Here is a 25,316-nt window from a genome sequence, read left to right as displayed (position 1 = left end):
TCCCCTGATCCGCACCCCGTACGTTCGTAGCAACAGGAGATCCCATCCCATGCACGACGACCGGCAACTGGTCGAAGCACGACTGGAGCGCGTCCTGCGGGAGCGCATCCGTCCGGCCCTGTACCCGCTGACGGCCCCCCTGGACGTCGAGATCTGGTCCACCCCGGGTGAGCCCGTGCCCGTGGCCGAGGGGCTGACCGCGCCGACCCGCCCGATCGCCGAGGGCACGCCGTGGGGTGCGCCCTGGGGGACCAGCTGGTTCAAGGTCACCGGGACGGTCCCCGCCGAGTGGGCCGGGCGGACCGTCGAGGCCGTGCTCGACCTCGGCTTCACCCCGCGCACCCCCGGCTTCCAGTGCGAGGGCCTGGTCCACCTCCCCGACGGCTCCCCGGTGAAGGGCCTGCATCCGCGCAACTCCTATGTGCGGGTGGGATCCCCGGTGACCGGCGGCGAGCAGGTGCACTGGCGGATCGAGGCGGCCTCCAATCCGGACCTGGACTCGGCCGGCGTGCCGTTCCAGCCGACGCCGCTGGGCGACCGGGCCACGGCCGGCGACGCGCCCCAGTACGTGCTCGGCCCGATGCGGCTGGCGGTCTTCGACGAGACGGTGTGGGACCTCGTCATGGACCTGGAGGTGCTCGGCGAGCTGATGGCCGAGCTGCCGCTGGAGAGCGCCCGCCGCTGGGAGATCCTGCGCGCGGTCAGCCGCGCCCTGGACGCCGTGGACCTGCAGGACGTGAACGCCACCGCCCAGGCGGCCAGGGACGAGCTGGCCGGGGTGCTTGCCGCCCCCGCCGTCCCGGCCGCGCACCGGATCAGCGCGGTCGGTCACGCCCACATCGACTCCGCCTGGCTGTGGCCACTGCGCTTGACGGTGCGCAAGGTCGCCCGGACGACCTCCAACATGACCGCGCTGATGGAGGAGGAGCCGGAGTTCGTCTTCGCCATGTCCCAGGCCCAGCAGTTCGCCTGGATCAAGGAGCACCGGCCGGAGGTCTTCGCCCGGGTCAAGAAGGCCGTGGCGGACGGGCGTTTCGTGCCCGTCGGCGGTATGTGGGTGGAGTCCGACACCAACATGCCGGGCTCGGAGGCGATGGCCCGTCAGTTCGTGCACGGCAAGCGCTTCTTCCTGGAGGAGTTCGGCATCGAGAGCGAGGAGGCGTGGCTGCCGGACACCTTCGGCTTCGCCGCCGGGCTGCCGCAGATCATCAAGGCGGCCGGGGCACGCCGGCTGCTGACCCAGAAGATCTCCTGGAGCCGGACCAACCGCTTCCCGCACCACACCTTCCTGTGGGAGGGCATCGACGGCAGCCGGATCTTCACCCACTTCCCGCCCGTGGACTCCTACAACTGCGAGATGCGCGGCCGTCAGATCGCGCACGCGGCGAACAACTTCAAGGAGAAGGGCGTCGCCACCCGCTCGCTCGCGCCGACCGGCTACGGCGACGGGGGCGGCGGCACGACGCGCGAGATGGTTGCCAAGGCGGCGCGCCTGCGGAACCTGGAGGGCTCCGCCACCGTGCGCTGGGAGGCCCCCGCCGAGTTCTTCGACAGGGCCGAGGCCGAGTACCCGAACCCGCCCGTCTGGGTCGGCGAGCTCTACCTCGAACTGCACCGCGCCACGCTGACCAGCCAGGCGCAGACCAAGCGCGGAAACCGGCGCAGCGAATCACTGCTGACGGAGGCCGAGCTGTGGGCCGCGACGGCGGCGGTGCGCGCCGGAGTGCCGTACCCGTACCAGGAGTTGGACCGGATCTGGAAGACGGTGCTGCTGCACCAGTTCCACGACATCCTGCCCGGCTCCTCCATCGCCTGGGTGCACCGCGAGGCCCGGGAGACCTACGCCCGGGTGGGGGAGGAGTTGGAGGGGATCATCGCGACCGCCCAGCGGGCGCTGGCCGGTGAGGGTTCGGTCGAGCTGGTCTTCAACGGCGCGCCCCACGCGCGCGGTGGGGTGCCCGCGGGCGGTGCCGCGCCCGAAGCCGGGGCGGCCGGGGCGGTGGTGCCCCGGCCGCGCGAGGGCGGCGGGTACGTGCTGGACAACGGCCTGCTGCGGGTCGAGATCGACGCGCGCGGGCTGGTGGTCTCCGCCTACGACTTCGCCGCCGGGCGGGAGTCGGTCGCTCCGGGGCAGGCCGCCAACCTGCTCCAGCTGCACCCCGACTTCCCCAACCAGTGGGACGCCTGGGACGTCGACGCGTTCTACCGCAACACCGGCCGCGACCTGGTCGAGGTCGCCGCTCTCGGCGTCGAGGGTGCCTCGGTCCGCGTCGAGCGGGACTTCGGCGCGTCGAGGGTCGTCCAACTCCTGTCGGTGCCGCACGGCGTGAAGCGGCTCGACATCGACACCGAGGTGGACTGGCACGAGCGTGAGCGCTTCCTGAAGCTGGCCTTCCCCCTCGACGTGAAGGCCGACCGCTACGCCTCGGAAACCCAGTTCGGGCACGCCTACCGGCCCACCCACCAGAACACCAGCTGGGAGTGGGCCAAGTTCGAGGCCTGCAACCACCGCTTCGTGCACGTCGACGAGCCGGGCTGGGGCGTGGCCGTCGTCAACGACGCGACCTACGGCCACGACGTCACCCGCACGGTGCGCGCCGCCGACGGCGGCACCACCACGACTGTCCGGGCCTCGCTGCTGCGCGCCCCGCGCTACCCCGACCCGGAGACCGACCAGGGCGTCCACCGCTTCCGGCACGCGCTGGTGCCGGGAGCGATCGCCGACGCGGTCCGCGAGGGCTACCGGGCCAACCTGCCCGAGCGACGGGTCACCGGCGCCGCGAGCGAGGTGGCGCCGCTAGTGACGGTGGACGGGGACGCGGTGGTCGTCAGCGCGGTCAAGCTGGCCGACGACCGCAGCGGCGACCTCGTGGTCCGGCTCTACGAGGCCCACGGCGGACGGGCCCGCGCCACCCTCGCCGTGGCCGACGCCTTCGCCGCCGACCGCGCCGTCCTGACGGACCTGTTGGAGCGGCAGCTCGCCGACGCCGGGCCGCAGGCGGCCGGGCAGGGGAGCGTCTCGCTCGACCTGCGCCCCTTCCAGTTGGTGACCCTGCGCCTGCCGCGGGCCTGACACCCCGACACCGGCCACCCCCGATCGGAGGACCCACCATGAGCCGCACGCCCGCCGAGGACCGCGCCCACTGGGAGCGGACCGCGGACCGGATGCTGTTGGCCGTGCGACCGTACGCGACCGCCGGGCACGCCCTGATCGGGCTGCCCGGCGTGCCGAGCCTCAACGGCGCGCACAGCGACGGCCTGGAAGGCTTCGCCCGCACCTTCCTGCTGGCCGCGTTCCGGCTGGCGGGCACGGGCGGGGCCGACCCGCACGACCTGGCCGGCTGGTACGCGGCCGGGCTGGCCGTCGGCACCGACCCGGCGAGCCCCGAGCGCTGGCCGACCTTCGCCGAGGCCAACCAGGCGAAGGTCGAGGCCGCCTCTATCGCGCTCGCCCTGCACGAGACCCGGCCCTTCATCTGGGACCGGCTCGACGACAAGGTCCGCCGGCAGGTGCTGGACTGGCTCGCGCCGATGGTCGGGACCCTGATGCCGGGCAACAACTGGATCTGGTTCCAGGGCGTCACCGAGGCGTTCGCCCGCACCGCCGGAGGCGAGTGGCTCCAGCAGGACCTGGACCGCACGATCGCGCTCACCGATGGCTGGTACGCGGGGGAGGGCTGGTACTCCGACGGGCTGACCGGAGCGGAGCGCCGCAACTTCGACCACTACAACGGCTGGGCCATGCACCTGTACCCGCTGTGGTTCTGCCGCATCCTCGGCGACGCCGCCCCCGCCGGGCTGCTCGACCGCTACCGGGCCAGACTGCGCCGCTTCCTGGCGGACCAGCAGCTGCTGGTCGGCGCCAACGGCTCGCCGCTGGTCCAGGGGCGCTCACTCACCTACCGGCACGCCGCGCTGGCCCCGCTGTGGACCGGCGCGCTCTTCGACGCCACCCCACTGGCCCCGGGGGAGACCCGGGCGATCGCGAGCCGCATGCTCGACCACTTCACCCGCCACGGCGCCACCGACGAGCACGGCCTGCTCACCCTGGGCTGGCACCGCCCCTACCGGGGCGTCCTGCAGGGCTACTCCGGGCCCGCCTCGCCCTACTGGGCCAGCAAGGGCTTCATCGGCCTCGCGCTGCCGCCGGACCACCCGGTCTGGACCGAGGAGGCCACCCGACTCCCCGTCGAGCAGGCCGACTTCACCCGCGCGCTGACCGCGCCCGGCTGGCTGGTCTCCGGGACCGCCGCCGACGGCGTGGTGCGCGTCGTCCACCACGGCGGCGACCACGCCGACCCGGCCCGGCTCCACTCCGACGACCCCTGCTACGCCCGCTTCGCCTACTCCACCCACACCGCCCCGGAGACCCCCGGCGACGCCAGCCCGGGCCCCGGCTCCTGCCCGGACGCCGATCCACTCGACAACGCCGTGGTCCTGCTCGACGCCGACGGCCGCGCCTCCCACCGGCGTCCGTCCACCCGGCTGTCGGTCGACGGCGCCACCGCCGTCTCCCGCTCCCGCGCGCACTGGCCCGACGACGCCTCCTGGGACGTCTTCGGCGGCCCAGACACCGAGTACCGCCTCGGGCCGTGGATCACCGTCGGCTCCGCGCTGCGCGGCTCCGTCGAGGTGCGGGCCGTGCGGGTGGACCCGGCCGGTGACGGGGGATCAGCAGGCTGTCCGCTCCGGATCGGCGGCTGGGCCCTGGCCGGGGACGCGCCCGACGCGTTGACCTGCGTGGCAGGCAGGGCCACCGCGCGCGTCGCGACCGGTGAACTCGTCTCGCTCGTCACCGGCGTCCACGGACTGCCGCGCGCCGCCGTCGTGCCCGGCCGGGACAGCAACGCGATGGGTGCCTCCTCCGCGACGCCCGTCGTGGCGACCGAGGGCCGTGTCGCCCACGGCACCGCCTACGTCGCCCTCGTCCACCTCGGCGGAACCGACCCCGCCGCCCTGCCCGAGGTCGCCACCCGAGCCGAGGGCGCCGACCTGCTGGTGGACGTCCTCTGGCCCGACGGCACGCGCGACGGCTTCCGTCTGCCCGCCCCCGACGCCGATCCGGCCCCCGCGCAGGACCCCTGGAAGGACCTCCCCCGTGCATGACGACCGCCGGATCATCGAGACCCGGATCCGCAAGCTGCTGGACCGGGTGATCCGCCCCGCCCTCCACAGCCACCCCCGCCCGCTGACGCTGAGCGCCTGGCAGGTCGAGGGGGAACCCGTGCCCGTCGCCGAGGCGTTGACGGCCGACTACCAGCCCTTCGCGCTCGGCTCCAGCTGGGGCGGCCCCTGGTCGACGACCTGGCTGCGGGCGCGGGCGCGGATCCCCGAGGAGTGGGCGGGCCGCCGTGTCGAGGCCGTCTTCGACCTCGGCTTCGACCTCAGCCGCGGCCCCGGCGGCCAGGCCGAGGGCCTGATCCACGACGCCAACGGCTCACCGATGCAGGGCCTGCACCCCTACCACCGCAGCGTGCTGCTCAGCTGCTCCGCCACCGCGGGCGAGGACGTCGAGCTGCTGGTGGAACTCGCCGCCAACCCCTGGATCGTGGGCAGCGCCGGCCGCAACACCCACTACGGCTCGCGCGAGACGGCCGGCACCGAGCACCTCTACCGCCTCGGCCAGGCCGAGATCGCCGTGCGGGAGGAGGAGGTCTGGCAGCTGATCCACGACGTCGAGGTGCTCGACGAGCTGATGCACGAACTGCCCGAGCACTCCACCCGGCGCCACGAGATCCTGCACGCGCTGCGCCGCGCCGCCGACGCCGTCGATCCTGGCGACGTCCCCGGCACCGCCGCGGCCGCCCGCGCCCGGCTGGCGCAAGTGCTCGCCCAGCCCGCGCACGCCTCCGCGCACACCGTCGCGGCGGTCGGGCACGCCCACATCGACTCCGCCTGGCTGTGGCCGGTGCGCGAGACCGTGCGCAAGTGCGCCCGCACCTTCACCAACATCACCACCCTCGCCCAGGAGTATCCGGAACTCGTCTTCGCCTGTTCCTCGGCGCAGCAGTACGCGTGGATGAAAGAGCAGCACCCGGAGGTCTTCGCGCGCATCCGCAAGGCCGTCGCCGCGGGCACCTGGGCGCCCGTCGGCGGCATGTGGGTCGAGGCCGACGGCAACCTGCCGGGCGGGGAGGCGTTGGCCCGCCAACTGGTGTATGGCCGCCGCTTCTTCACCGAGGAGTTCGGTATCGACCAGCCCGGCGTCTGGCTGCCCGACTCCTTCGGCTACACCGCCGCCTACCCGCAACTGGCCAGACTCGCCGGGGCACGCTGGTTCCTCACCCAGAAGCTCTCCTGGAACGAGACCAACCGGCTGCCGCACCACACCTTCGCCTGGGAGGGCATCGACGGCTCCCGCGTCTTCACCCACTTCCCGCCCGTCGACAGCTACAACGCAGAACTGACCGGCGCCGAACTCGCCCACGCCGAACGTAACTTCGCCGAGAAGGGGGTGGCCTCGCGGTCGCTCGCGCCGTTCGGCCACGGTGACGGCGGTGGCGGGCCCACCCCCTCGATGCTGGAGAAGGCCCGCCGTCTGCGGGACCTGGAGGGCTCGCCCCGCGTGGTGGTCGAGTCGCCGGACGCCTTCTTCGCCGCGGCGGCGGCCGAGCACGAGCGGCTCCCGGTCTGGCGGGGGGAGCTGTACCTGGAGAACCACCGCGGCACCTACACCAGCCAGGCCCGCACCAAGCGCGGCAACCGCCGCGCCGAGGCGCTGCTGCGCGAGGCTGAGCTGTGGGCCGCGACCGCGGCCGTCCGTGCCGGCGCCGCCTACCCCTACGAGCGGCTTGAACGCCTGTGGCAGCGGGTGCTGCTCAACCAGTTCCACGACATCCTGCCCGGCTCGTCCATCGCCTGGGTGCACCAGCAGGCCGAGCGCGAGTACGGGGAGATCCACGGGGAGCTGGAGGAGATCGTCGCCGACGCGGTGGCGCAGCTGCCGGGCGGTCCGGGGTTCCTGAACAGCGGGCCGCTGCCACGCCGCGAGGTCGCCTTCCTCCATCCGGGCCAGGCGGTGGCCGGCGGCCAACTGCTCGCGGACGGCAGGACCGCCGTCCTGGCCGAGACGCCCGCCCTCGGCTCCGGCACCGCTTCGATTCCGGCGAGCCCGGTCACCGCCCGCGCGCAGGACGGCGGCTACGTCCTGGACAACGGCAGGCTCCGCGTCGTCGTCGACCACCGCGGCCTGGTGACCTCCGCCTATGACCACGCCGCCGACCGCGAGGCCGTCGCACCTGGCACGGCGGGCAACCTGCTCCAGATCCACCCCGACGACCCGAACCTCTGGTCGGCCTGGAACCTCGACTCCTACTACCGCGACACCGTCCGCGACCTCGACCACGCCGAGAGCGTCACCCTCGTCGACGAGGGACCGCTGCTGGCCTCCGTTCGCGTCGAGCGCGCCCACGGCGCCTCCCGCCTCATCCAGCACCTCGAACTCGCGGCAGAGAGTGGGTGGTTGACGGTCCGGAACGAGGTCGACTGGCAGGAGCGCGACACCGTGCTCAAGGCGGCCTGGCCGATCGACGTCCACGCCGAGCACGAGAGCGCCGAGATCCAGTTCGGCCACGTGCGCCGTCCCACCCACGAGAACACCAGCTGGGACGCCGCCCGGTTCGAACTGTGGGCCCACCGCTGGATCCACGTCGGCGAACACGGCTGGGGAGCCGTGCTGCTCACCGACTCCACCTACGGCCACGACCTGCGCCGCGACACCCGTGCGGACGGCGGCACCACGACCACCGTGCGGCTCTCGCTGCTGCGCGCCCCGCACAGCCCCGACCCGCAGGCCGACCGCGGCCATCACCGGTTCAGCTACGCCTTCGCCCCGGGAGCCGGGGTCGGTCAGGCCGTCGCCGGTGGCTACGCGCTGTCCCTGCCGCTGCGCCCCGCCGCCGTGGCGGCCGCTCCGCTGGTCGCGCTCGACAACGACGCGGTCGTGGTGGAGTCGGTCAAGCTGGCCGACGACCGCAGCGGCGACGTGGTGGTGCGCCTCTACGAGGCGGGCGGCGGCACGGCCCTGGCCCGCCTGACCGCCGGCTTCCCGCTCGCCGCCGCCTGGGACTGCGACCTGCTGGAGCAGCCGTGGCCCCAGCCCGCGCCGGGCACGCCCGGCGCGGCCGAACCGCGCCCGGCCGTCCTGCCGGACGGCGCCGACGCGCTCCGCCTGCGGCTGCGGCCCTTCCAGATCCTGACGCTGCGCCTGCGCCCGGCGCAGCCCGAAGGTGCGGAGGCCGCCGACGGCGGCGAGCCGGGGTGAGCCGGACGCGTTCTGGTACGGGGGACGGGTCCGCGCCGTCTTCCGCCGCGGGTCCGTGGCATACCATGCCAGCGGGCGGACGGCAGTCCACGGAGGCGAAGAGGCGCAGGTTGACGAGCATGAGGGCGGGTTCCGACGCGCAGTCGCCGATCCGGCGCGGGACCAATCTGCCGCGGGTGGGGGACTTCAACGAGTCCGTGGTCCTGGACGCGATCCGGCGCCAGCCGTCCGGCCTGAGCCGGGTGGAGCTGGCCAAGGCCACCGGCCTGTCGCCGCAGACCGTCTCCAACATCACCCGTCGGCTGCTCGACCAGGGCCTGATCCGCGAGTCCGGTCGGCAGAGCAGTGGCAGCGGCAAGCCCCGCACGCTGCTGGAGGTCGTGCCGGACTCCCTCTACGCCGTCGGCGTGCATCTCGATCCGGCTGTCATCACCTGCGTCGTGGTGGACCTGTTGGGCACGGTCGTGGCCCAGCGCAGCCAGAGCACGCCGAGCGGCGGCGACACCGACAAGATCGCCGCCGACATGGCCGCCTCCGTGTCCGCGCTGCTGGACGGCTCGGTCGCCGACCGCGACCGGGTGTTGGGCCTGGGCATCGCCGCGCCCGGCCCGATCGACGCCGCCGCCGGCTGGGTGGTGGACCCCCCGGAGCTGCCCGGCTGGGGCCGTTACCCGCTGCGTGACCGGCTGAGCGAGGCCACCGGCCTGCCGGCGGTGCTGGACAAGGACGTGACGGCGGCGGTGGTGGCGGAACGCTGGACGGGCGCCGCGACCGCCAGCCGGAACCTGCTCTTCTTCTACTTCGGCACCGGCACCGGCATGGGCCTGGTGGTCGACGACACAGTGCTGCGCGGGACTTCGGGCAACGCGGGGGAGATCGGCGGCCTCGGCGCGGCCTGCTCCACCCGGACGCTGGTGGAGGAGGCGGTCGCCCTCGGCGTGCTGGGCGCCGAGTACACGGTGGTCAACCCGGCGGACGCGCAGCGCGGGCTGCGGCGCCTCGCGGAGCTGTCCGCCTCGGGGGACGCGTCCGCCGACGGCGTCCTGGAGCGGCTGTCGGTCCGGATCGGCCGGGGCGTGTGCGCGGCGGCGACGCTGCTGGACGTCGACACGGTGGTCTTCGGAGGTCCCGTCTGGGAGGTGCTGGGCGAGCGGGTGCTGCGTACGGTGGAGCCGATGGTCGCGAGCAGCCCCTTCGTCAAGGCGACGCACTCGACCGCGGTCGTCTCGACCACCTTGGGAGAGAACGTCGCCGCGGTCGGGGCCGCGTCGCTGGTGCTGGACGGCGCCCTGTCGGCGCAGCCGGGCGCGCTGCTGCTGAAGTAGCCCCGCGAGCCCGCTCCGCTCAGGGGTTGCGGCGGAGCCGCGGCGTGAAGGTCGAGTGGAAGATGGTCGAGGCGGCGCCGACCGCCACCGCCTCACTGCTGTTGACGGAGCGTTCGACGCGGACGCGGCGCAGCCGCCGCGCGGTCGGGTAGGCGTTGACCGCGTGCTCGATCTCATTGAGGTAGACGTCGGCCACGTCCCCGGTGAAGAACGGGCCGCCGATGACGACCAGGCCGAGGTCGAGCAGGTCGATCACGGACAGCACGCCCTTGCCGATGGCCCGCGCCGCCTGGGGGACCGTCAGCCGCGTCCGCTGGCGCCCCACCACACGGGAGGGCTCCTGGCCGGAGTAGCTCCCGGGGTTGCACTCCGGGAGGATCTCCGGCCGCCCGTCGGGGTCGAAGCGGCCCAGGGTCACCGCGCAGAGCTGGCCGAACTCGCCGGCGTTGGCGGTCAGTCCGCGGTAGAGGTCGCCGTTCAGGAACAGCCCGGAGCCGACGCCCGTCCCGAGGTAGAGGTAGACGAAGTCGCAGGCGCGGCTCTCCCGCCCGATCCAGCGCTCGCCGACTGCCGCCGCGGAGCAGTCCTTCTCGATCACGATCGGACAGGAGAAGCGCCGCTCCAGCAGGGTGCGCAGCGGGACGTCGCGCAGGGCCGACATCAGCGGCGGGTCCAGCACCGTCCCGGAGACGGTGTCCACCGGGCCCGGAGTCGCCACGCCGATCCCGAGGAAGCCGTCCTCCCAGCGCCCGGGCCCGGCCTGCGCGAGCACCGTCTCGCCCAGGGCGGCGATCTGGCCCACGACCACGCCGGGGCGCGGATCGGCCGTGATCGGCTCCGCGTGGCGGGCCACGATCCGGCCGGAGAGGTCGACCAGTACGGCCGTCAGCACGTTCGGGTCGATGTGGATGCCGAGCGCGTGCGCCGCCCCGTCGCGCAGCCGGACGGGGCTGCTGGGCTTGCCGATCGACGAGTGGCGTGGCCGCTCCTCGACCAGCAGCCCGCGCTGGATCAGCGAGCGGGCGATCCGGGAGACGGACTGCTGGGTCAGCCGGGTGCGTTCGGCGATCTCGCCGCGGGTGACCGTGCCCGCCAGCCGGACCGTCTCGATCACCACGCACTCGTTGAACGAGCCGAGGTCGATGTGGTTGGCCCCGCCGCCGGCCGCGGGGCCCGTTCCGGGGGGCGGCGTCGGAAGCCGGGTGTCGGCCGTTGTCGGCAGCGGCTCGCGCACCCACTGGACCCGGGAGAGCCCGCCGCTCTCGGTGTACCCGGCGAGGGCCGCCGCGAGGTCGAGCAGGACCCGCGTCGAGGACTCCGGGTGCCGCGTGGCGTCGAGGGCGAGCACGGCGCGCAGGAACGAGACCTCGGTCGTGTGTCGGGGGATGTGGTGCACCGAGATGCCGCGCGCCCGGCCCAGTTCGGTGACGTCGTCCGCGCCGGACGCCGCACGCAGGACGACGATGTGCAGGTCCGGATGCGGATGGACGCGCCGCACCGAGTCCAGGAACCCGGCGGCGCCGCCGCGCTCCGGCGCCGGGCCCTGCGCGGGCACCTCCGCCACGAGCTGCGCCGCGACCGTCACCGCGTCCGTCATGGCGGAGCTGACGGTGGACAGCGCGTAGGAGTCGGCCCGCCGTCCTGGCGCGGGCGGCATCGGCGGGCCGCTGCGCCCGGCCAGCACCAGCAGGGTGCACTGCGGATCGAGATGCAGGCCCACCGTCCACAGGTCGGCCGGCGGCAGGGCGGGGTGCAGCGGGATCGCGGGCAGGCCCAGGTGACTGCCGGTCAGGTTCCAGCGGCGGCGGGTCTCCGCGATGACGGTGTGCGAGCAGCCGAGCCGACGGGCCAGCAGCCGCGAGCTCCGGTCGTCGGCGGGGGCCGTCAGGATGCCGACGACGATCTCCGCCTCGTCGATCTCCACCGGCCGCCCGGCGCGGGCCCGGTCCCGCAGCCCCTCGACGCCCTCGGCGGCGTACCGCTGTCTCCAGGTCGTGACCGTCTGCCGCGAGACACCGAGCTGCCGGGAGATGTCGCTGGGGGAGAGCCCCTGGGCGGCGAGCAGCACGATCGAGGCGCGGATCGCCAGGGGACCGCCCCCCTCGGCCCACCGCCGCAGCGTCTCGCGTCCGTCGGCGGGCGGCACGGTGCCGGTGGCGGGGGCGTCGGAGTGGAGGTGGTGCACGGTGGGGCGGTCCCTTCGAACGGTGGTGGCGGTGCGGGTGGCCCTGGGTCAGCCGGCGGACAGGGTCACGTTGCTGACATAGAGCGGTTGGCTGGGATCGGTGACGGAGAGCCGCAGGTCGGCGGAGAGGTTCTGCAGCTCGTTGAACTGCGCGCCCGTCAGCGTGACGGTCGCGGTCTGCCAACTGCCGGTGCCGCTGCCGGCCACGGTCGGTCCGCCGAGGTAGGCGTTGCCGGGTGCGTCGTACTGCACCTGGAAGCCCTGTCCGGCCACCGACCAGTAGGTGACGTCCACCGTCACCGTCGAGGCCTTCGCCACCTGGCTGGACGGGTCGAGCTGCAGGTAGAGGTTGGCCGGGCCCACGCCGCTCTGCGCGCTCGTCCAGGTCTGGTAGGCGGCGCGGCCGCCCTGCGTGACCAGGGTGAGGTTGCCGTCGGCGCCCAGGCCGGTGGAGCCGACGCTGAGGACCTTCACGCCGCCGCCGGTCTGACCGGCCGTGGCGGAGATGCTCGTCGCGCCGCCCGCCGTAACCGGGCAGGTGGCCGGGACGGGGGTGCCGGCCGGTGCGGCGCCGGGCAGCAGCGACCACTGGTCGAGCCGCGCCGGGCCCATGGTGACGGGCACGCAGACGCTGCCGTCGGCGAGCAGCGCCTGCGCGGGCACCTGGCCGCTGAGCGCGTCGACCACGTGGTAGCTGCCGGGGGCGAGGTTCAGCCCGTTCGGATGGAGCGTCACCGACCCGGTGTAGCCGAAGGAGGCGTTGACCTCGCCCACGGTGAGCGAGGCGCTGCGGTGGTCGGCGGCCGTCGCGGGGACGACCTGCAGCGCGTGCTGGCTGGTCAGGTCGGCGTAGGCGGGCACAGCCTGGTCGAACTGCGCGGGGCTGGTCAGCAGCGTCCCGCCGTTCTTCTGGTAGGCCGCCAGGTTCGCGTCGACGCCGTTCATCGGCAGCACGGCGCGGTAGTGGGCCAGGCTGTCCGCGTGGTTCGCGATCTCCTCGCTGGTGACCACGGAGAACCCGGCCTGGTGGCCGGCCCAGAGCGCGCCGATGCTGTTCTCCACGCCGCTCAGGGTGCCGCCGCCGGTGTTGCCGCGCGCCTGGGAGTAGTCGATGTACACGGCCACCGGCTGCGTCGGGTAGGAGCCGGACAGCTTCTGGAGCACCGGCAGCCAGGAGGTGAAGATGGGGAAGCCGACCACGTCCTTGCTGGTGCCGTCGTGGATGAAGAAGTCCTCACCGCCGCCGGTGGGCAGGGTCATCGCGTAGTCGGAGAGCCAGAGCGAGGCCTCCGCCGGCAGCAGCGAGTCGTCGGCCGTCACCGTCCACTCCTGGGCGACCGGGACGCGGTAGGCACGGCCCAGGCTGCCGAAGAGCAGGCTCAGGCCGTTGGAGTTGGCCGCGTCCTCGACCACGGTGACGCCGTACTTGCGCGCCAGAGAGAAGAAGACGTCGGGGAGGTTGCCCAGCTGGGGCGCGTTGGAGATGTGCCCGCCGAAGTAGTAGTAGAGCGGCGCGGAGGTGATCCGGCGGGCGGCGGCGGTGAGCCGGTCGTAGGTGTCCTGCACGCTCCACTCGCGGAACGCCTGGTAGACGCCGGCCAGCGGTGCGCCGGGGACGGCGGCCGGCACCTGCGCGAATGAGGTGTACGTCGTGCCGTTCTTGGCGTTGAACGCCGCGATCGTGCCGTAGGTGGCCGGGAGCCAGCTCGCGCGGAAGTAGGCGATGTCGGCGGGCGCCCAGCCGCCCGAGCCCGAGCTCTCGAGCCACTGCGCGTCGGTGTGGCCGTAGTCCATGAACGCGCCGCCGAAGCCCGTGCTGTGCGCGATGTGCGTCAGGGTGGTGGTGACGTAGGTGAAGTAGTCCTGCTGCTGGGTCAGGTCCCACCAGGCGGGCGCGACGCCCTTGGCGCCGGTGTTGGTCACCTCGAAGTCGGTGATCCAGCTCGCCGGGCTGCCGCGCCAGCCGGAGGACCAGAAGATCGGGACGAGCTTCACGCCCTCGGCGGCCGCGGCGGCGAGCTCCTGGTCCAGCTCGGAGAAGTCGAAGGTGCCGCGGCTGGGCTCGATCTTGGACCAGGGCATGTTGATCTCGGCGCGGTCGACGCCCTTGGCCTTGAGCTCCGCGAAGGTCGCGGTGGTCCAGGGCGTGCCGTTGTTGTCGAACTGGAACTGGGTGGCCCAGTAGGTCGACGGGCTGCCGCCGTCGTGCTTCTTGCTCTGTGGGTCCGGTGCGGGTGTCGGGCTGGCGTGCGCCGTGGTGGTGGCGAACACGGTGGTGGCGAGGGCGCAGCAGAGCAGTGGTATCGCTCCGCGTCGAACCGTGCGCGGCATCGTCTCCCCTTTCCCGGGGTCCGAGGGGCGGTTGGTTGACGTGCTCTCCAGGGCGCCGTCAGCGCGTGAGGGGTACGTAACTCCAAGAGTGTTACGTTCGACAAGACCTGCCCCCGAATTCCGCGTGTGGTCCGCGCCGACCTGCGGTGACGTAAGTTCGGTCGGGCCAGGTTAACGGTCTTGGCTGTCAGAGAAGTCTTTGCCCGTCATCAAGGGTTGACCTGCCCGCAACGTGGAACGGAGACTTCGGGCACTCCAGGACCGCGATGGCGACGCCCATCGCGCCGCGCCGTCGGCCGTGACCTCCCCTTCTGCCTGAGGAGCCGTCATGGCCAGAATCCTTCGTCATCGCCGCCCGCTCGCGGCGGTCGCAGCCTGTCTTCCCCTTGCCGCCGGCCTCACCGCCTGCGGGAGCGGCAGCGCGGGCTCGTCCTCGGACACCCTTGTGGTCGCCATGTGGACGAACCCCGCCGCCGTCCAGGCGACCCAGGCCATCGACACCGCTTTCGAGAAGGCCCACCCCGGCGTCACGATCAAGCTGCAGACCGCACCCACCACCGCGGGCGCCTGGCCGGCGCTGCAGAGCTCGCTGCTGGCCTCCAAGGACGTGGACGTGCTGGCCCAGTTCGCGCAGAGCCCGACCAAGTACCCGTCGGCCGCGACGAAGATCCAGCCGAGCGGCACGGCCGCCCTGGTGGCCAACAAGCAGTTCCTGGACCTCAGTTCGCAGCCGTTCATGCAGCGCTTCGACCCGGCCACGCAGAAGTTCACCATGGGCTACCAGGGTGGCGTCTACGGCGTGACCACCGCCGAGTACGTCAACAACACCGGCCTGTTCTACAAGAAGGACCTGCTGGCCAAGTACGGCCTCGCGGTACCCACCACCTTCGACGAGTTCATCGGCGACCTGAAGACCCTCAAGTCCAAGGGCGTCAGCCCGGTCTTCGTGGCCGGCAAGGACGGCTACCAGTCCATCATCTGGTTCGGCATCTACAACCAGCTGCTGATGCAGGACCAGCCCGCCTCCTCGGCTGTGAACGTCTGGATGCAGCGCGACCAGCAGTTCTGGAACGGCCAGCAGAACTGGAACAGCCCGGTCTACCAGGAGGCCGCCAAGCGCTACGAGGAGGTGATGTCGTACATCGAGCCCAACGCGGGCGGCGTCCCCGCCGCGACCGCCTCCGGCGTGTGGGCGACCAAGGCCGACGACTTCCCCTTCTTCGTGGACGGCTCCTTCGACGGCAACACCATCGCCCAGGCCAACCCCTCGCTCAACTTCGGCTTCTTCGCCGTCCCCGGCGCAGACAACGCTGCCTGGAACCGGGCCGACCTGGCCCCGGACCTGACCTGGGCGGTGCCCACCTGGGCCAAGCACCGGAAGCTGGCCCTGGAGTACCTGGACTTCTTCACCCAGCAGAGCAACTACGCCGCCTGGATCAAGGCCACCGGCTCCGTCTCCACCGAGCCGGCCGTGCCCACCCCCAGCCTGAAGTGGACGGACTGGCTGACCACCCACGCCGCCCAGGGCTTCATCGGCACCACCCTGCCCTGGCTGCCGCCGTCCGCCGGCAACGGCAACCCGGCGGGCGGGCCGACGCTCACCGACACCCTGCCCTTCGGCACCGAGCCGCTGGCCGCCGCGCTCGACAAGTCGGCGAGCGCCTACACGGCCGCCGTCAAGGGTTAGGAGCATCTGTGTCGTCGTCCACCACCTGCCCCTTCGGCACCCGGCGGACCAGGCGCTGGATCCCCTGGCTCTCCGTCGCGGTCCCCAGCCTCGGCTGGCTGGTCTTCGGGCTCTACCCCTCGCTGGCCACCGTCTACTACTCCTTCACCACCTACTCGGGGCTGCCCGGCACGCCGATGACCTTCTGCGGGCTGTGCAACTACCGGGACATGTTCACCAGCAACTACTCGCAGCTCTCCCAGGCCGTCGTCACCACGCTCGAGTACGTGGGCGGGGTGACGGTGCTGCAGATCGGCCTCGGGCTGGGCCTGGCGCTGCTGCTGCAGCGCCGGCGCTTCGGCTACGGCCTGTACCGAGCGCTGATCTTCATGCCGCAGGTCTTCTCGGTCACCATCGTCGGCGTCCTCTTCTCGCTGCTGCTCGACCCGAGCAGCGGCCCGGCCGAGGCCGTCTACCACTCGGTGATCGGCGGCTACAGCTCCTTCCTCGGCGACTCCAACCTGGCGATCTGGCTGATCGTCCTGGTCAACGTCTGGATGTTCTCCGGCTACACGATGCTGGTCTACATCGCCGGCCTGCGGCGCATCCCGCCGGAGGTCTACGAGGCCGCCTCGCTGGACGGCGCCGGGGCGATCCGGCGCTTCTGGAAGATCACCTGGCCGCTGCTGGCCCCCTCCACCACCGTCAACGTCTTTCTGACGGTGATGGGCAGCCTGGGCGAGTATGCCCTGATCCTGGTGCTCACCCAGGGCCAGTACCACACCCAGACGCTGGGGATGTTCATGTTCAACACGGCCTTCGGGGTCAACCCCGACCTCGGCCTCGGCTCCATGCTGGCGATGGTCCAGTTCGTGCTGACCGCGGTGATCGGCGGCGTGCTGCTGTGGGCGCTGCGGCGACGGGAGGTGTCGCTGTGACCACGACGCAGACCGCACGACTGCTACGGGACACCCCCGTGCGGACCGATGCCCAACGGGCAGCCCGGCGGCGGTGGTTGATCCGCGGGCTGCGGCTGAGCGGCGTCCAGTTGCTCTGCTTCGCCGTCTCGGCGGGCCTGTTCGCGCTGCCGCTGGTCTACCTGCTGCTGCAGGCGTTCAAGACCTACCCGTCGTTCCTCAAGGACCCGACCGGACTGCCGCACCCGTGGACGCTGAGCAACTTCAGCGCGGCGTGGAGCCAGGGCGACTTCGGCACCGAGATGGTCAACTCGCTGCTTTACGCGGTGGTCCCGGACGTCCTCACGCTGATCCTCGGCGTGTTCCTGGCCTTCCCCATCTCCCGGGGCTGGTTCCGCCGTTCCAACCTGCTCTACGGCTTCTTCGTCTTCTCCGGGTTCCTGCCCGCCGGTCTGATCCCGCTGTTCGGTGAGGCGCAGAAGCTGGGGCTGTACGACAACCAGGTCGGCTACCTGATCCTGACCTCGCTGACCGGCGCCGGGTTCTTCTTCTTCGTGGGCTACATCAAGACCATCCCACGGGAGTTGGACGAGGCGGCGGCGATGGACGGCTGTGGCTACTTCCGCTTCGTCTTCACCATCATCCTGCCGCAGATGAAGCCGGCCCTGGCCACCTTCGCCATCTTCGGTTTCGTGGCCTCCTGGAACAACCTGATCCTGCCGCTGATCATGCTCAGCGACTCCACCCTGTGGCCGGTCACCCGGGGTCTGTACGGCTTTTTCGGCGAGCACACCACGCAGTGGCCGCTGATCGCCGCGGCGACGGTGATCGTCGCCGCACCGATCCTGGTCGTCTTCGCCGTCCTGCAGCGCCACTTGGTCGAGGGCGTCGCCGGCGGCGCGGCGACCGGCTCGGCCGGGGTGGGCAACGCGCCCGCCGCGGCGGTGGCCGCGGAGGAGTAGGGACCGGGACGACCGGCTGGGACGAGGACGAGGGCTGCCGAGCACTCGGCAGCCCTCATCGTTCTCCCACAGCCCCCGCTCACGGTCCGCACATCCTTGACCTGCTGAATCTTCGCCTCTTAGGGTCGCGATCACCTTGGCCTCGGCAGCAGCTCACCCATGTGCGGAGAACCGACCGGATGCACCGCCCCCGCCCGACCCGGCTCGCGGCCCTCGCGCTCGCTCTCGCGACCGCGTTCGCCGCCACGGGCTGCGGCACGGGCTCGCTCGCCCCCGGACGCACCCGGGTGGAGCCGGCGGACACCCTCACCATGTGGACGTTCAAGCAGACCCATGTGGCCGCGCTCGAACAGGCCGCCGCCGCGTTCAGGCGACAGACCGGCGTCACCGTGACGATCACCGCGTACACCCCGGACGACGCGTTCAGCAGCAAACTGGAGAGTGCCGCCGCCACCGGGCAGCTGGCCGACGTGATCGAGGTGCACGCGGGCGGCGAGGACCGGACCTTGGGCGGCGCGCAGATCGCCGACGACCTGTCCAAGGACTTCACTTCCGCCCAGCTCGCCGCCTTCCTGCCCGGCACCGCCGAGGCGGGCCGGATCACCCCGGCTGTTCAGCAGGCCTCCCTCGCGCCCCAGGCCACCGACCCCGGCGTGCGCGTCGGCCAGCTTTTCAGCGTGCCGCTCACCGCAGGCACCTTCGGCATCGTCTACGCCGACCGCGCGCAGCTGACCGCCGCCGGGCTCGACCCGGCCCACCCGCCCACCACCTGGCAGCAGTTCGTCGCCTGGCTGGCCGCCGTCCACCGGCACGACCCACGACACGGCGGACTGACGGTCGGGCTGCGGACCAGCTCCACCGCATTCCAGTGGCTGCTGGAGCCCCTCGCCTACGCGGACCTCGGCGCCCAGCGCTACCACGCGCTCTTCGGCAAGAACCCGGACACCGACTGGGCCGGACCGGACGGGCAGGCGGTGCTTCGGCTCTACGACCAGATCACCCCCTACTGGCAGCCCGGCACCCAGTCGCTCGGCATCGACGACGCGGACCGCGCTTTCGCCCAAGGCAAGGCCGCCTTCGACCTCGGCGGCACCTTCACTCTCGCTTCCGTGCGACAGGACGGCATGCGGGCGGACCAGGTCGTGGCCTTCCCCGTCCCGGCACCCGCCGGCGGAGCGGCCCGTACCCTCAGGCTCGCGCCGATCGCGCTGACGGGCCTCACCGTCACCACCAGCAGCCCGCACAAGGCCGCCGCGCTGGCCTGGATCCGCTTCCTGACGTCCCCGCAGCAGGCCGCCGCCTTCGCCCGCGCCTCGCTCGACCTGCCCGCCACCGATCTGGGCGCCGCCACCGCGAACGTGGTCGGCCCCCAGGCCGCCGCGTTGGAGCAGGCCTTCGGCCCACCCGGCCCTGACACCTACACGCCGAACGACACCACCTTCAAGCCCCCGGCCGAGGACGACGAGCAGCTGGGCGACGTCCTGGTGCGGCTCTCCCCGCTGCGGGAGTCGACCGCCGCGGCCGCCGCCCGGCAGCTCGGCACGCTGACCACCGACGACTGGAAGTGAGGTGACCGTGCCATGGCCCTGCCCGCCCCGACAGCCCGCCGCGTCCGCGAGGCGCTGACCGGCTACGCCTTCGTGCTGCCGGCTGTCGCCCTCTTCCTGGTGATGGGCGTCTACACGATCGGCTACGGACTCACGCTCAGTTTCGCCCGCTGGAACGGCTTCAGCCGCCACTGGACCTGGGTCGGCCTCGGCAACTACCTCGACCTGCTCTACCGGGACCCCGTTCTCGCGCCCGCCGTCCGGTCGGCGGCGTTGCGCACCGGGGTGGTGATGGTCGCCGCACCCGCGTTCGCCGTCGTCATGGGCCTCCCGCTCGCCGTCCTGCTGAACCGGATCGGCCGACTGCGCGCCCTCTACCGCACGGTCTTCTTCCTGCCGTACGTCACTGCCGGCATCGCCGTCTACTACGCCTGGACCTACGCCCTTGCGCCGGACGGCTCCGTCAACTTCCTGCTGCGGCACCTGGGGCTCGGCTCGCTCGCCCAACCGCAGGGCTTCCTCGGCAACCCCGCCACCGCTCTGCCCACCCTGATCGTCGTCACGGCCTGGTCGGCGGTCCCGGTGGCCACCCTGCTCTACCTGACCGCGCTGCAGGCCCTGGACACCTCGGTGCTGGACGCCGCCGCCGTCGACGGCGCGGGCGGGGCGCGCACGATGACCGCCGTGGTGTGGCCGATGCTGCGGCCGATCACCGCGGCCGTGGTGATGCTCGGCATGCGCGACGCGCTGCAGGGCTTCCAGCTCTTCCTGGTGATGACGAACGGCGGACCGGGCGGGCACACCACGGTGCTCGGTCTGGAGGCGTACGACCTGTCCTTCGCCAACCAGTTCCGGCCCACGCTCGGTCTTGCCAGTGCGCTCGGATGGCTGCTCTTCGTCGTCGCCTTGCTGCTGTCCGCCGTCAACGTCCGAGCCTTGCGCAGCCGCGCATGACCAGACGCGTCGTGGTGCATCTGCTGCTCGGACTGTACGGGCTGGTCAGCGCGTACCCGTTCCTGTGGATGGTCTCCGGTGCCCTGCAGGGCACCAAGGAGATGCTCGGCGGCGGCCACCTGATACCCCGCCACCCCACCCTGGGCACGCTCGCGCAGACCTGGACGCAGCTGCACTTCCTGCGCTACTTCGGCAACAGCCTGGCCGTCACCGTGGCCACCACCGTCGGCGCGCTGGCGGTCTACTCACTGGCCGGCTACTCCTTCGGCGCGCTGCGCTTCCCCGGGCGGCGGCTCCTCTACGGCTGCTTCGTGGCCCTGCTGTTCGTCCCCGGCATCACCATGCTGCTGCCGCTGGTGATCCTGCAGAACAGGCTGGGCCTGCTGGGCACCCGCACCGGGCTGATCCTGCCCGGCATCAACGCCACCGCGCCGCTCGCCGTGATGCTGCTGACCAACGCCTTCCGGGCGGTCCCGCGCGAACTGCGCGAGGCCGCCCGGATGGACGGAGCGGGGGAGGCGCGCACCTTCGTCTCGGTGTACCTCCCCGCGGTGCGCCCGGCCCTGGTCACCCTGGCCCTGCTGACCGCGATCCCCACCTGGAACGAGTTCGTGCTGGCGCGGGTCTCGCTCGGCGACCCGGCCACCTACACCCTGCCGCTCGGACTGCAGGACCTCAGCTCCTCGGCGAACCCGCAGCAGAACACGCTGATGGCCGCCTCGCTGATCATCGTGATCCCGGTGGTGCTGCTCTTCGTCTTCCTGCAGCGCTCCTTCGTCAACGGGCTGACCGGCGCGGTCAAGGGCTGAGCCGGTCCGCTGACCGGCCTTACTTCCCAGCGGTGCCGGTGGACCAGAGCGAGGCCCCGGCCGCGCTGTAGAGCACGGTGTTGCCGTCGTTCTGCACGTCGAGGTAGGCGCCGGTGTTCCCGGCGGTCTTCGTCGACCAGACGGCCGTGCCCGCGCTCGTGGCGAGCACCAGGTTGCCGTCACCCTGCATCGTGGCGTGGGTCGCGCCGGAGTTGGTGGTGCCCGAGGACCACAGCGCGGTGCCGCTCTTGTACAGCACCAGGTTGCCGTCGCTCTGCAGGGTGAGGCGGTAGGTGCCGTTGCAGGAGGCGACCGACGCACCGGCGGCCAGCTGCTGGTTCGCGGTCAGCGCGCCGCACGAGGGCGGGGTGCCGGTGCCGCAGCCCGCGGGCGTGGGGGTACCCGCGGGTGCGGCCCCGGCCACCACCGACCACTCGGCGAGCGAGGCCGCCGCCACGTTCGCCGAGGCGCAGATGCCGCCGGAGACCGCCTCCTGAGCCATCGCCTTACCGGTCGCGTCGACGAGGTGGTAGGTGCCGGAGGCCAGCCCGAGACCGGCCGGGTGGACGGTGACCGCGCCGCTGTAGGCGGTGGAGGAGCTGATGTCCGCGAGCGTCAGCTGTGCGCCGGTCTTCGCGGCGTCGACGACCGGGACGATCTGCAGGACGCCGCTGCTCGCCAGCGTGGCGTAGGCCGGGGCGTAGCCGGACAGCTGCGAGGAGGCCGTCAGCAGGTGGCCTCCGCCGTTCTTGTACGCCGTCAGGTTTCCGTCGACGCCGTTGATCGGCAGGACCGCCTGGTACTGGGAGAGCTTGACGACGCCGGTGTCGACCTCCTCGCTGGTGACGACGGAGAACCCGGCCTGGTAGCCGTCCCAGAGGGAGGCGATGCTGTTCTCGGGCGCGCCCAGGGCACCGCCGGAGGTGTTGCCGTAGGCGAGGGAGTCGTCGAGGTAGACCGCGACGGGCTGCTGCGGGTAGGACCCGGACAGGCCCTTGAGGTTCGCCAGCCAGGCGGTGTAGATGGGGTAGGCGACGGTGTCCTTCTGGGTGCCGTCGTGGATGAAGAAGTCGGTGCCGCCGCCCTCGGGCAGCATCATCGGGTAGTTGCCGATCCACTGCACCGCCTGCGCGGCCAGCTGCGTGCTGTCGCTCGGCGCCGTCCACTCGGTGGCGACGTTCACGCCGTAGGCGCGGCCGAGGGCGGCGAAGAGCAGGTCGATGCCGGTGGACTCCGAGCAGTCCTGGATGACGGTCACGCCGTACTTCTTGGCGAGCGCGAAGAACACCTCGGGGACGTTCTCGTAGTTCGCGAAGTTTCCGACGTGGCCGCCGAAGTAGTAGTAGAGCGGCGTCGACGCGGAGACCGCGCGCACGTCGGCGGTCAGCTGCCCGTAGACCTGCTGGACGCTCCACTCACGGAAGAGCTGGTAGACGCTCGCCAGCGGCTGTCCGGGTGTGGCGGCGGGGACCTGCGCGAACGTGGTGTAGGAGGTCTTGTTGGCGCTGTTGAACGCGCCGATGCTGGTGTACGTCTGGGGCAGGTAGACGTTGTGGAACTCGTTGACGTCGGCCTGGGCCCAGCCGTCGACCTGGCCGCTGACGGTGCTGTCCCAGACGGAGTCGAGTCGGCCGTAGTCGAGGATGCTGCCGCCGTATCCGGCCTCGCCGGCAACGTGTTTGACGGTGTCGGTGACGTAGGTGAGGTAGGCGGGTTCGTCGGTGGGGTCCCACCAGACGGGGGTGGCGCTCTGGGCGCCGGAGGCGGTGGTCTCGTGGCTGGTGACCCAGGAGGCAGGGCTGCCGTTCCAGCCGGAGTACCAGAAGATCAGGACCAGGTGGATGCCGGCGGCGTTCGCGTTGGCGATCTCCTGGTCCAGCTCGGTGTAGTTGAAGGTGTTCTGGGCGGGCTCGACGGTGTTCCAGGACATGTCGATCTCGGCCTGGGTCAGCCCCTTGGCCTTGAGCGCGGCGAAGCTCGCCGCGGACCACGCGGTGCCGTTGTCGTCCCACTTGAGCTGGGTGGACCACAGCGTGCTGCTTGCCGCGGTCGTCGCGTTCGCGTGGGTCGAGGTGGGGGTCGTGGTCGCGGCGTTCGCCCCGAGGAGCGGGGCGGCGAGTGCGGCCCCGACCACGAGGAGGCCGGCGAACAGTGCCGCCGGAACCGGTATCAGGAACTTCCGCGCTCGGTGCCGGGGCGCGGACGCGCGGGCCCTTCTCGGTCGCGTGAACATGGTCCGTGGCCTCTCTCGGGTGGGGGTGGGAAGGCTGGATCAGGCGTGGATCAGGGCGTCGATCCGGGTCAGCTCGTCCGGGTCGAAGTCGAGGTTGCGGACGGCGGCGACGTTGTCCTCCAACTGCTCCGGGCTGCTCGCGCCCACCAGGGCGGAGGTGACCCGGCCGCCGCGCAGGACCCAGGCGAGTGCCATCTGGGCCAGGCTCTGACCACGCGACTTGGCGATGTCGTTCAGGTCGCGCAGCGTCGACACCAGCTCCTCGGTGAGCCGGTCACTGTGCAGCGGCGAGCCCTGGTCGGCGGCCCGGGAGCCGTGCGGGACACCGTCGAGGTAGCGGTCGGTCAGCAGACCCTGCTCCAGCGGGGAGAAGACGATGGACCCGACCCCGAGCTCGTCGAGGGTGTCGAGCAGGCCGCCCTCCTGCGGGCCGCGGTCCACCATCGAGTACTTGGGCTGGTGGATCAGCAGCGGCGTGCCCAGCTCGTCGAGGATGCGAGCGGCTTCGCGGGTCTGCTCCGGCGGGTAGTTGGAGACGCCGACGTACAGCGCCTTGCCCTGCTGCACCGCGCTGTGCAGTGCGCCCATGGTCTCCGCCAACGGCGTGTCGGGGTCGTAGCGGTGCGAGTAGAAGATGTCGACGTAGTCCACGCCCAGCCGGCCCAGGCACTGGCCGAGCGAGGACAGAACGTGCTTGCGCGATCCCCACTCCCCGTACGGGCCGGGCCACATCCGGTATCCGGCCTTCGTGGAGATCACCAGTTCGTCGCGGTGGTGCGTGAAGTCCGCCCTGAGCGCCTCGCCGAGCGCGGTTTCGGCGGCCCCGCCGGGCGGCCCGTAGTTGTCGGCGAGGTCGAAGTGGGTGATGCCGAGGTCGAACGCGCGGCGCAGGATCGCCCGCTGCGTCTCGGCCGGGCGGCTGGGGCCGAAGTTCTGCCACAGGCCGAGCGAGATGGCGGGCAGGTGCAGGCCACTGCGTCCCACACGCCGGTAGGTCATGCCCTGGTAGCGGTCGGGGTGGGCGAGGTACAACGCGACTCCAAGCACGGGTGGACGGACAGGGCTCCCGGGGTGGTCACTCACCCTGTCGCATCGCGAGAGGTCTAGTCCAACAGGAGAAAGCGATCGGATTCAGTAGTTACGCTTCTCGGTCATGGAGATGCGCCAGCTTCATCACTTCGTTTCGGTCGCCGAAGAACGGCATTTCACGCGGGCGGCAGAGCGGCTCACGATCTCCCAGTCGGGGCTCTCGGCGTCCATCCGCGCGCTGGAACGCGAGCTGCAGGCCGCGCTGTTCGTGCGCTCGACCAGGGGCGTGCGACTCACCGAAGCCGGCCGGGCACTGCTCGTCGAGGCCGAGCGGATCCTCGCGCAGGAGCGCGCGGCGCGCGAGGCCGTCGCCGCCGTGCAGGGCGTGTTGCGCGGCACCCTGACGCTGGGCGCGGAACAGTGCATCCCCGGCATCCACCTCGCGGGGCTGCTGGCGCGGTTCCGGCAACGCTGCCCGCAGGTGGAGATACGCCTGCGGCAGTCCGGCTCGGCCGCGCTGACGACCGCGGTGGCGGCGGGCCGCCTCGACGTGGCCCTCGGCTACCGCACCCAAGGAGAACCGGACCAGCTGCGCGCGGTACCGCTGAGCAGCCAACCGATGATCGTGCTGTGCCATCCCGACCATCGGCTGGCGCAGGCGGGGACGGATCCGGTGCCCGCGGACCTCGACGGAGAGGTGTTCGTCGACTTCCATCCGGACTGGGGTCCGCGGCGCGTCACGGACGCGGTCTTCGCAGACGTGGGGATGCGGCGAACTGTCGCCCTGGAGGTCAACGACGTCCACGGCCTGCTCGACCTGGTGGACGAAGGGCTCGGCGTCGCCGTCGTGCCGCGACACTTCGCGTCCAAGCGCCCCCGCCTCGCTGCGCTGACCCTGCAGGGCAACGGCGGTGTGGCCTACGAGGCCGCGGCGCTCCTGCCGGTTCCGGAAGCGACCAGTCCGGCGGCCCGGGTGCTGATGGATCTCCTTGCGGCCAGGGTCTCCGCGGCTCCACGGCCATGACGCTCGGCTTCCGCCGAGAGTTCATCACGTGCTTTCGGTACTGTGCTCAAATTTTTCATTGACAGTTCCGC

15 protein-coding genes are annotated in these 25,316 nt (G+C 72.2%); 11 read left to right on the top strand and 4 right to left on the bottom strand.

What is annotated here, in order from left to right; all coding sequences use genetic code 11:
* The first annotated feature begins 49 nt into the window (after window positions 1-49).
* The 4 genes from DN069_RS11350 (at window position 50) to DN069_RS11335 (ending at window position 9,588) form a co-directional block, all read left to right on the top strand.
* Window positions 50-3,073 carry an alpha-mannosidase gene (locus tag DN069_RS11350; RefSeq protein ID WP_111500789.1) on the top strand — a complete coding sequence of 1,008 codons (3,024 nt, stop codon included), beginning with the start codon at window positions 50-52 and terminating at the stop codon, window positions 3,071-3,073.
* Between the two features lie 38 nt (window positions 3,074-3,111).
* Window positions 3,112-5,106, top strand: coding sequence for a DUF2264 domain-containing protein (locus tag DN069_RS11345; RefSeq protein WP_111500788.1), 1,995 nt, complete (start codon window positions 3,112-3,114; stop codon window positions 5,104-5,106).
* The gene (locus tag DN069_RS11340) at window positions 5,099-8,263 is read left to right on the top strand and encodes an alpha-mannosidase (RefSeq protein WP_111500787.1); all 3,165 of its coding nucleotides are present in this window, start codon (window positions 5,099-5,101) and stop codon (window positions 8,261-8,263) included. The genes DN069_RS11345 and DN069_RS11340 overlap by 8 nt, the downstream gene beginning before the upstream one ends.
* A 119-nt stretch (window positions 8,264-8,382) precedes the next feature.
* Entirely contained in the window at window positions 8,383-9,588 is a 1,206-nt protein-coding gene (locus DN069_RS11335; RefSeq protein WP_243639097.1) for an ROK family transcriptional regulator, read from the top strand.
* Window positions 9,589-9,607: 19 nt separating this feature from the next.
* Here DN069_RS11335 and DN069_RS11330 read toward each other — a convergent pair whose 3' ends face one another.
* Entirely contained in the window at window positions 9,608-11,773 is a 2,166-nt protein-coding gene (locus DN069_RS11330) for an ROK family protein (protein WP_243639095.1), read from the bottom strand.
* A 48-nt stretch (window positions 11,774-11,821) separates the two neighbouring features.
* Window positions 11,822-14,104 (bottom strand): beta-galactosidase, encoded by a 2,283-nt coding sequence (locus DN069_RS11325; protein WP_111500785.1) that lies wholly within the window; start codon window positions 14,102-14,104, stop codon window positions 11,822-11,824.
* Between the two features lie 328 nt (window positions 14,105-14,432).
* On the opposite strand from DN069_RS11325, the gene DN069_RS11320 reads away from it, so the two are divergent.
* The 6 genes from DN069_RS11320 to DN069_RS11295 all read left to right on the top strand — a co-directional run bounded on the left by DN069_RS11320 (window position 14,433) and on the right by DN069_RS11295 (window position 20,959).
* Window positions 14,433-15,791 (top strand): ABC transporter substrate-binding protein, encoded by a 1,359-nt coding sequence (locus DN069_RS11320; protein WP_111500784.1) that lies wholly within the window; start codon window positions 14,433-14,435, stop codon window positions 15,789-15,791.
* An 8-nt stretch (window positions 15,792-15,799) separates the two neighbouring features.
* Entirely contained in the window at window positions 15,800-16,708 is a 909-nt protein-coding gene (locus tag DN069_RS11315; RefSeq protein ID WP_111500783.1) for a carbohydrate ABC transporter permease, read from the top strand.
* Window positions 16,705-17,649: a carbohydrate ABC transporter permease gene (locus tag DN069_RS11310; RefSeq protein WP_207892121.1), complete on the top strand. Its 945-nt coding sequence runs from the start codon at window positions 16,705-16,707 to the stop codon at window positions 17,647-17,649. Before DN069_RS11315 ends, DN069_RS11310 begins: the two co-directional genes overlap by 4 nt.
* Window positions 17,650-17,828: 179 nt before the next feature.
* A complete protein-coding gene (locus tag DN069_RS11305; RefSeq protein ID WP_111500781.1) occupies window positions 17,829-19,217 on the top strand; it encodes an ABC transporter substrate-binding protein in 1,389 nt (462 codons plus the stop codon).
* Window positions 19,218-19,229: 12 nt separating this feature from the next.
* Window positions 19,230-20,150, top strand: coding sequence for a carbohydrate ABC transporter permease (locus DN069_RS11300; RefSeq protein ID WP_111500780.1), 921 nt, complete (start codon window positions 19,230-19,232; stop codon window positions 20,148-20,150).
* Complete coding sequence (locus DN069_RS11295) at window positions 20,147-20,959, top strand: carbohydrate ABC transporter permease (RefSeq protein WP_243639094.1); 813 nt, start codon at window positions 20,147-20,149, stop codon at window positions 20,957-20,959. The genes DN069_RS11300 and DN069_RS11295 overlap by 4 nt, the downstream gene beginning before the upstream one ends.
* A gap of 19 nt (window positions 20,960-20,978) precedes the next feature.
* On the opposite strand, the gene DN069_RS11290 is transcribed toward DN069_RS11295, so the two are convergent.
* Entirely contained in the window at window positions 20,979-23,192 is a 2,214-nt protein-coding gene (locus DN069_RS11290; RefSeq protein WP_111500778.1) for a beta-galactosidase, read from the bottom strand.
* A 39-nt stretch (window positions 23,193-23,231) separates the two neighbouring features.
* On the bottom strand, window positions 23,232-24,224 hold the full coding sequence (locus DN069_RS11285; protein ID WP_111500777.1) for an aldo/keto reductase: 993 nt from the start codon (window positions 24,222-24,224) through the stop codon (window positions 23,232-23,234).
* Between the two features lie 121 nt (window positions 24,225-24,345).
* Here DN069_RS11285 and DN069_RS11280 point away from each other — a divergent pair, with 121 nt between their 5' ends.
* Window positions 24,346-25,245, top strand: a complete 900-nt coding sequence (locus DN069_RS11280; RefSeq protein ID WP_111500776.1) for a LysR family transcriptional regulator — start codon at window positions 24,346-24,348, stop codon at window positions 25,243-25,245.
* The last annotated feature ends 71 nt before the right edge of the window (window positions 25,246-25,316 follow it).

This window comes from Streptacidiphilus pinicola (genome assembly GCF_003258295.1).
Taxonomy (GTDB): domain Bacteria; phylum Actinomycetota; class Actinomycetes; order Streptomycetales; family Streptomycetaceae; genus Streptacidiphilus; species Streptacidiphilus pinicola.
The sequence above is the reverse complement of the archived record's forward strand: the minus strand, read 5'-3'. Positions and strand labels throughout refer to the sequence as shown.

What these genes read in the sequence shown, in the direction of transcription:
- DN069_RS11325 (WP_111500785.1), bottom strand. Translation starts at nt 14,104, where the DNA reads ATGCCGCGCACGGTTCGACGCGGAGCGATACCACTGCTCTGCTGCGCC.
- DN069_RS11280 (WP_111500776.1), top strand. Translation starts at nt 24,346, where the DNA reads ATGGAGATGCGCCAGCTTCATCACTTCGTTTCGGTCGCCGAAGAACGG.
- DN069_RS11295 (WP_243639094.1), top strand. Translation starts at nt 20,147, where the DNA reads ATGACCAGACGCGTCGTGGTGCATCTGCTGCTCGGACTGTACGGGCTG.
- DN069_RS11345 (WP_111500788.1), top strand. Translation starts at nt 3,112, where the DNA reads ATGAGCCGCACGCCCGCCGAGGACCGCGCCCACTGGGAGCGGACCGCG.
- DN069_RS11300 (WP_111500780.1), top strand. Translation starts at nt 19,230, where the DNA reads ATGGCCCTGCCCGCCCCGACAGCCCGCCGCGTCCGCGAGGCGCTGACC.
- DN069_RS11350 (WP_111500789.1), top strand. Translation starts at nt 50, where the DNA reads ATGCACGACGACCGGCAACTGGTCGAAGCACGACTGGAGCGCGTCCTG.
- DN069_RS11320 (WP_111500784.1), top strand. Translation starts at nt 14,433, where the DNA reads ATGGCCAGAATCCTTCGTCATCGCCGCCCGCTCGCGGCGGTCGCAGCC.
- DN069_RS11305 (WP_111500781.1), top strand. Translation starts at nt 17,829, where the DNA reads ATGCACCGCCCCCGCCCGACCCGGCTCGCGGCCCTCGCGCTCGCTCTC.
- DN069_RS11335 (WP_243639097.1), top strand. Translation starts at nt 8,383, where the DNA reads ATGAGGGCGGGTTCCGACGCGCAGTCGCCGATCCGGCGCGGGACCAAT.
- DN069_RS11290 (WP_111500778.1), bottom strand. Translation starts at nt 23,192, where the DNA reads ATGTTCACGCGACCGAGAAGGGCCCGCGCGTCCGCGCCCCGGCACCGA.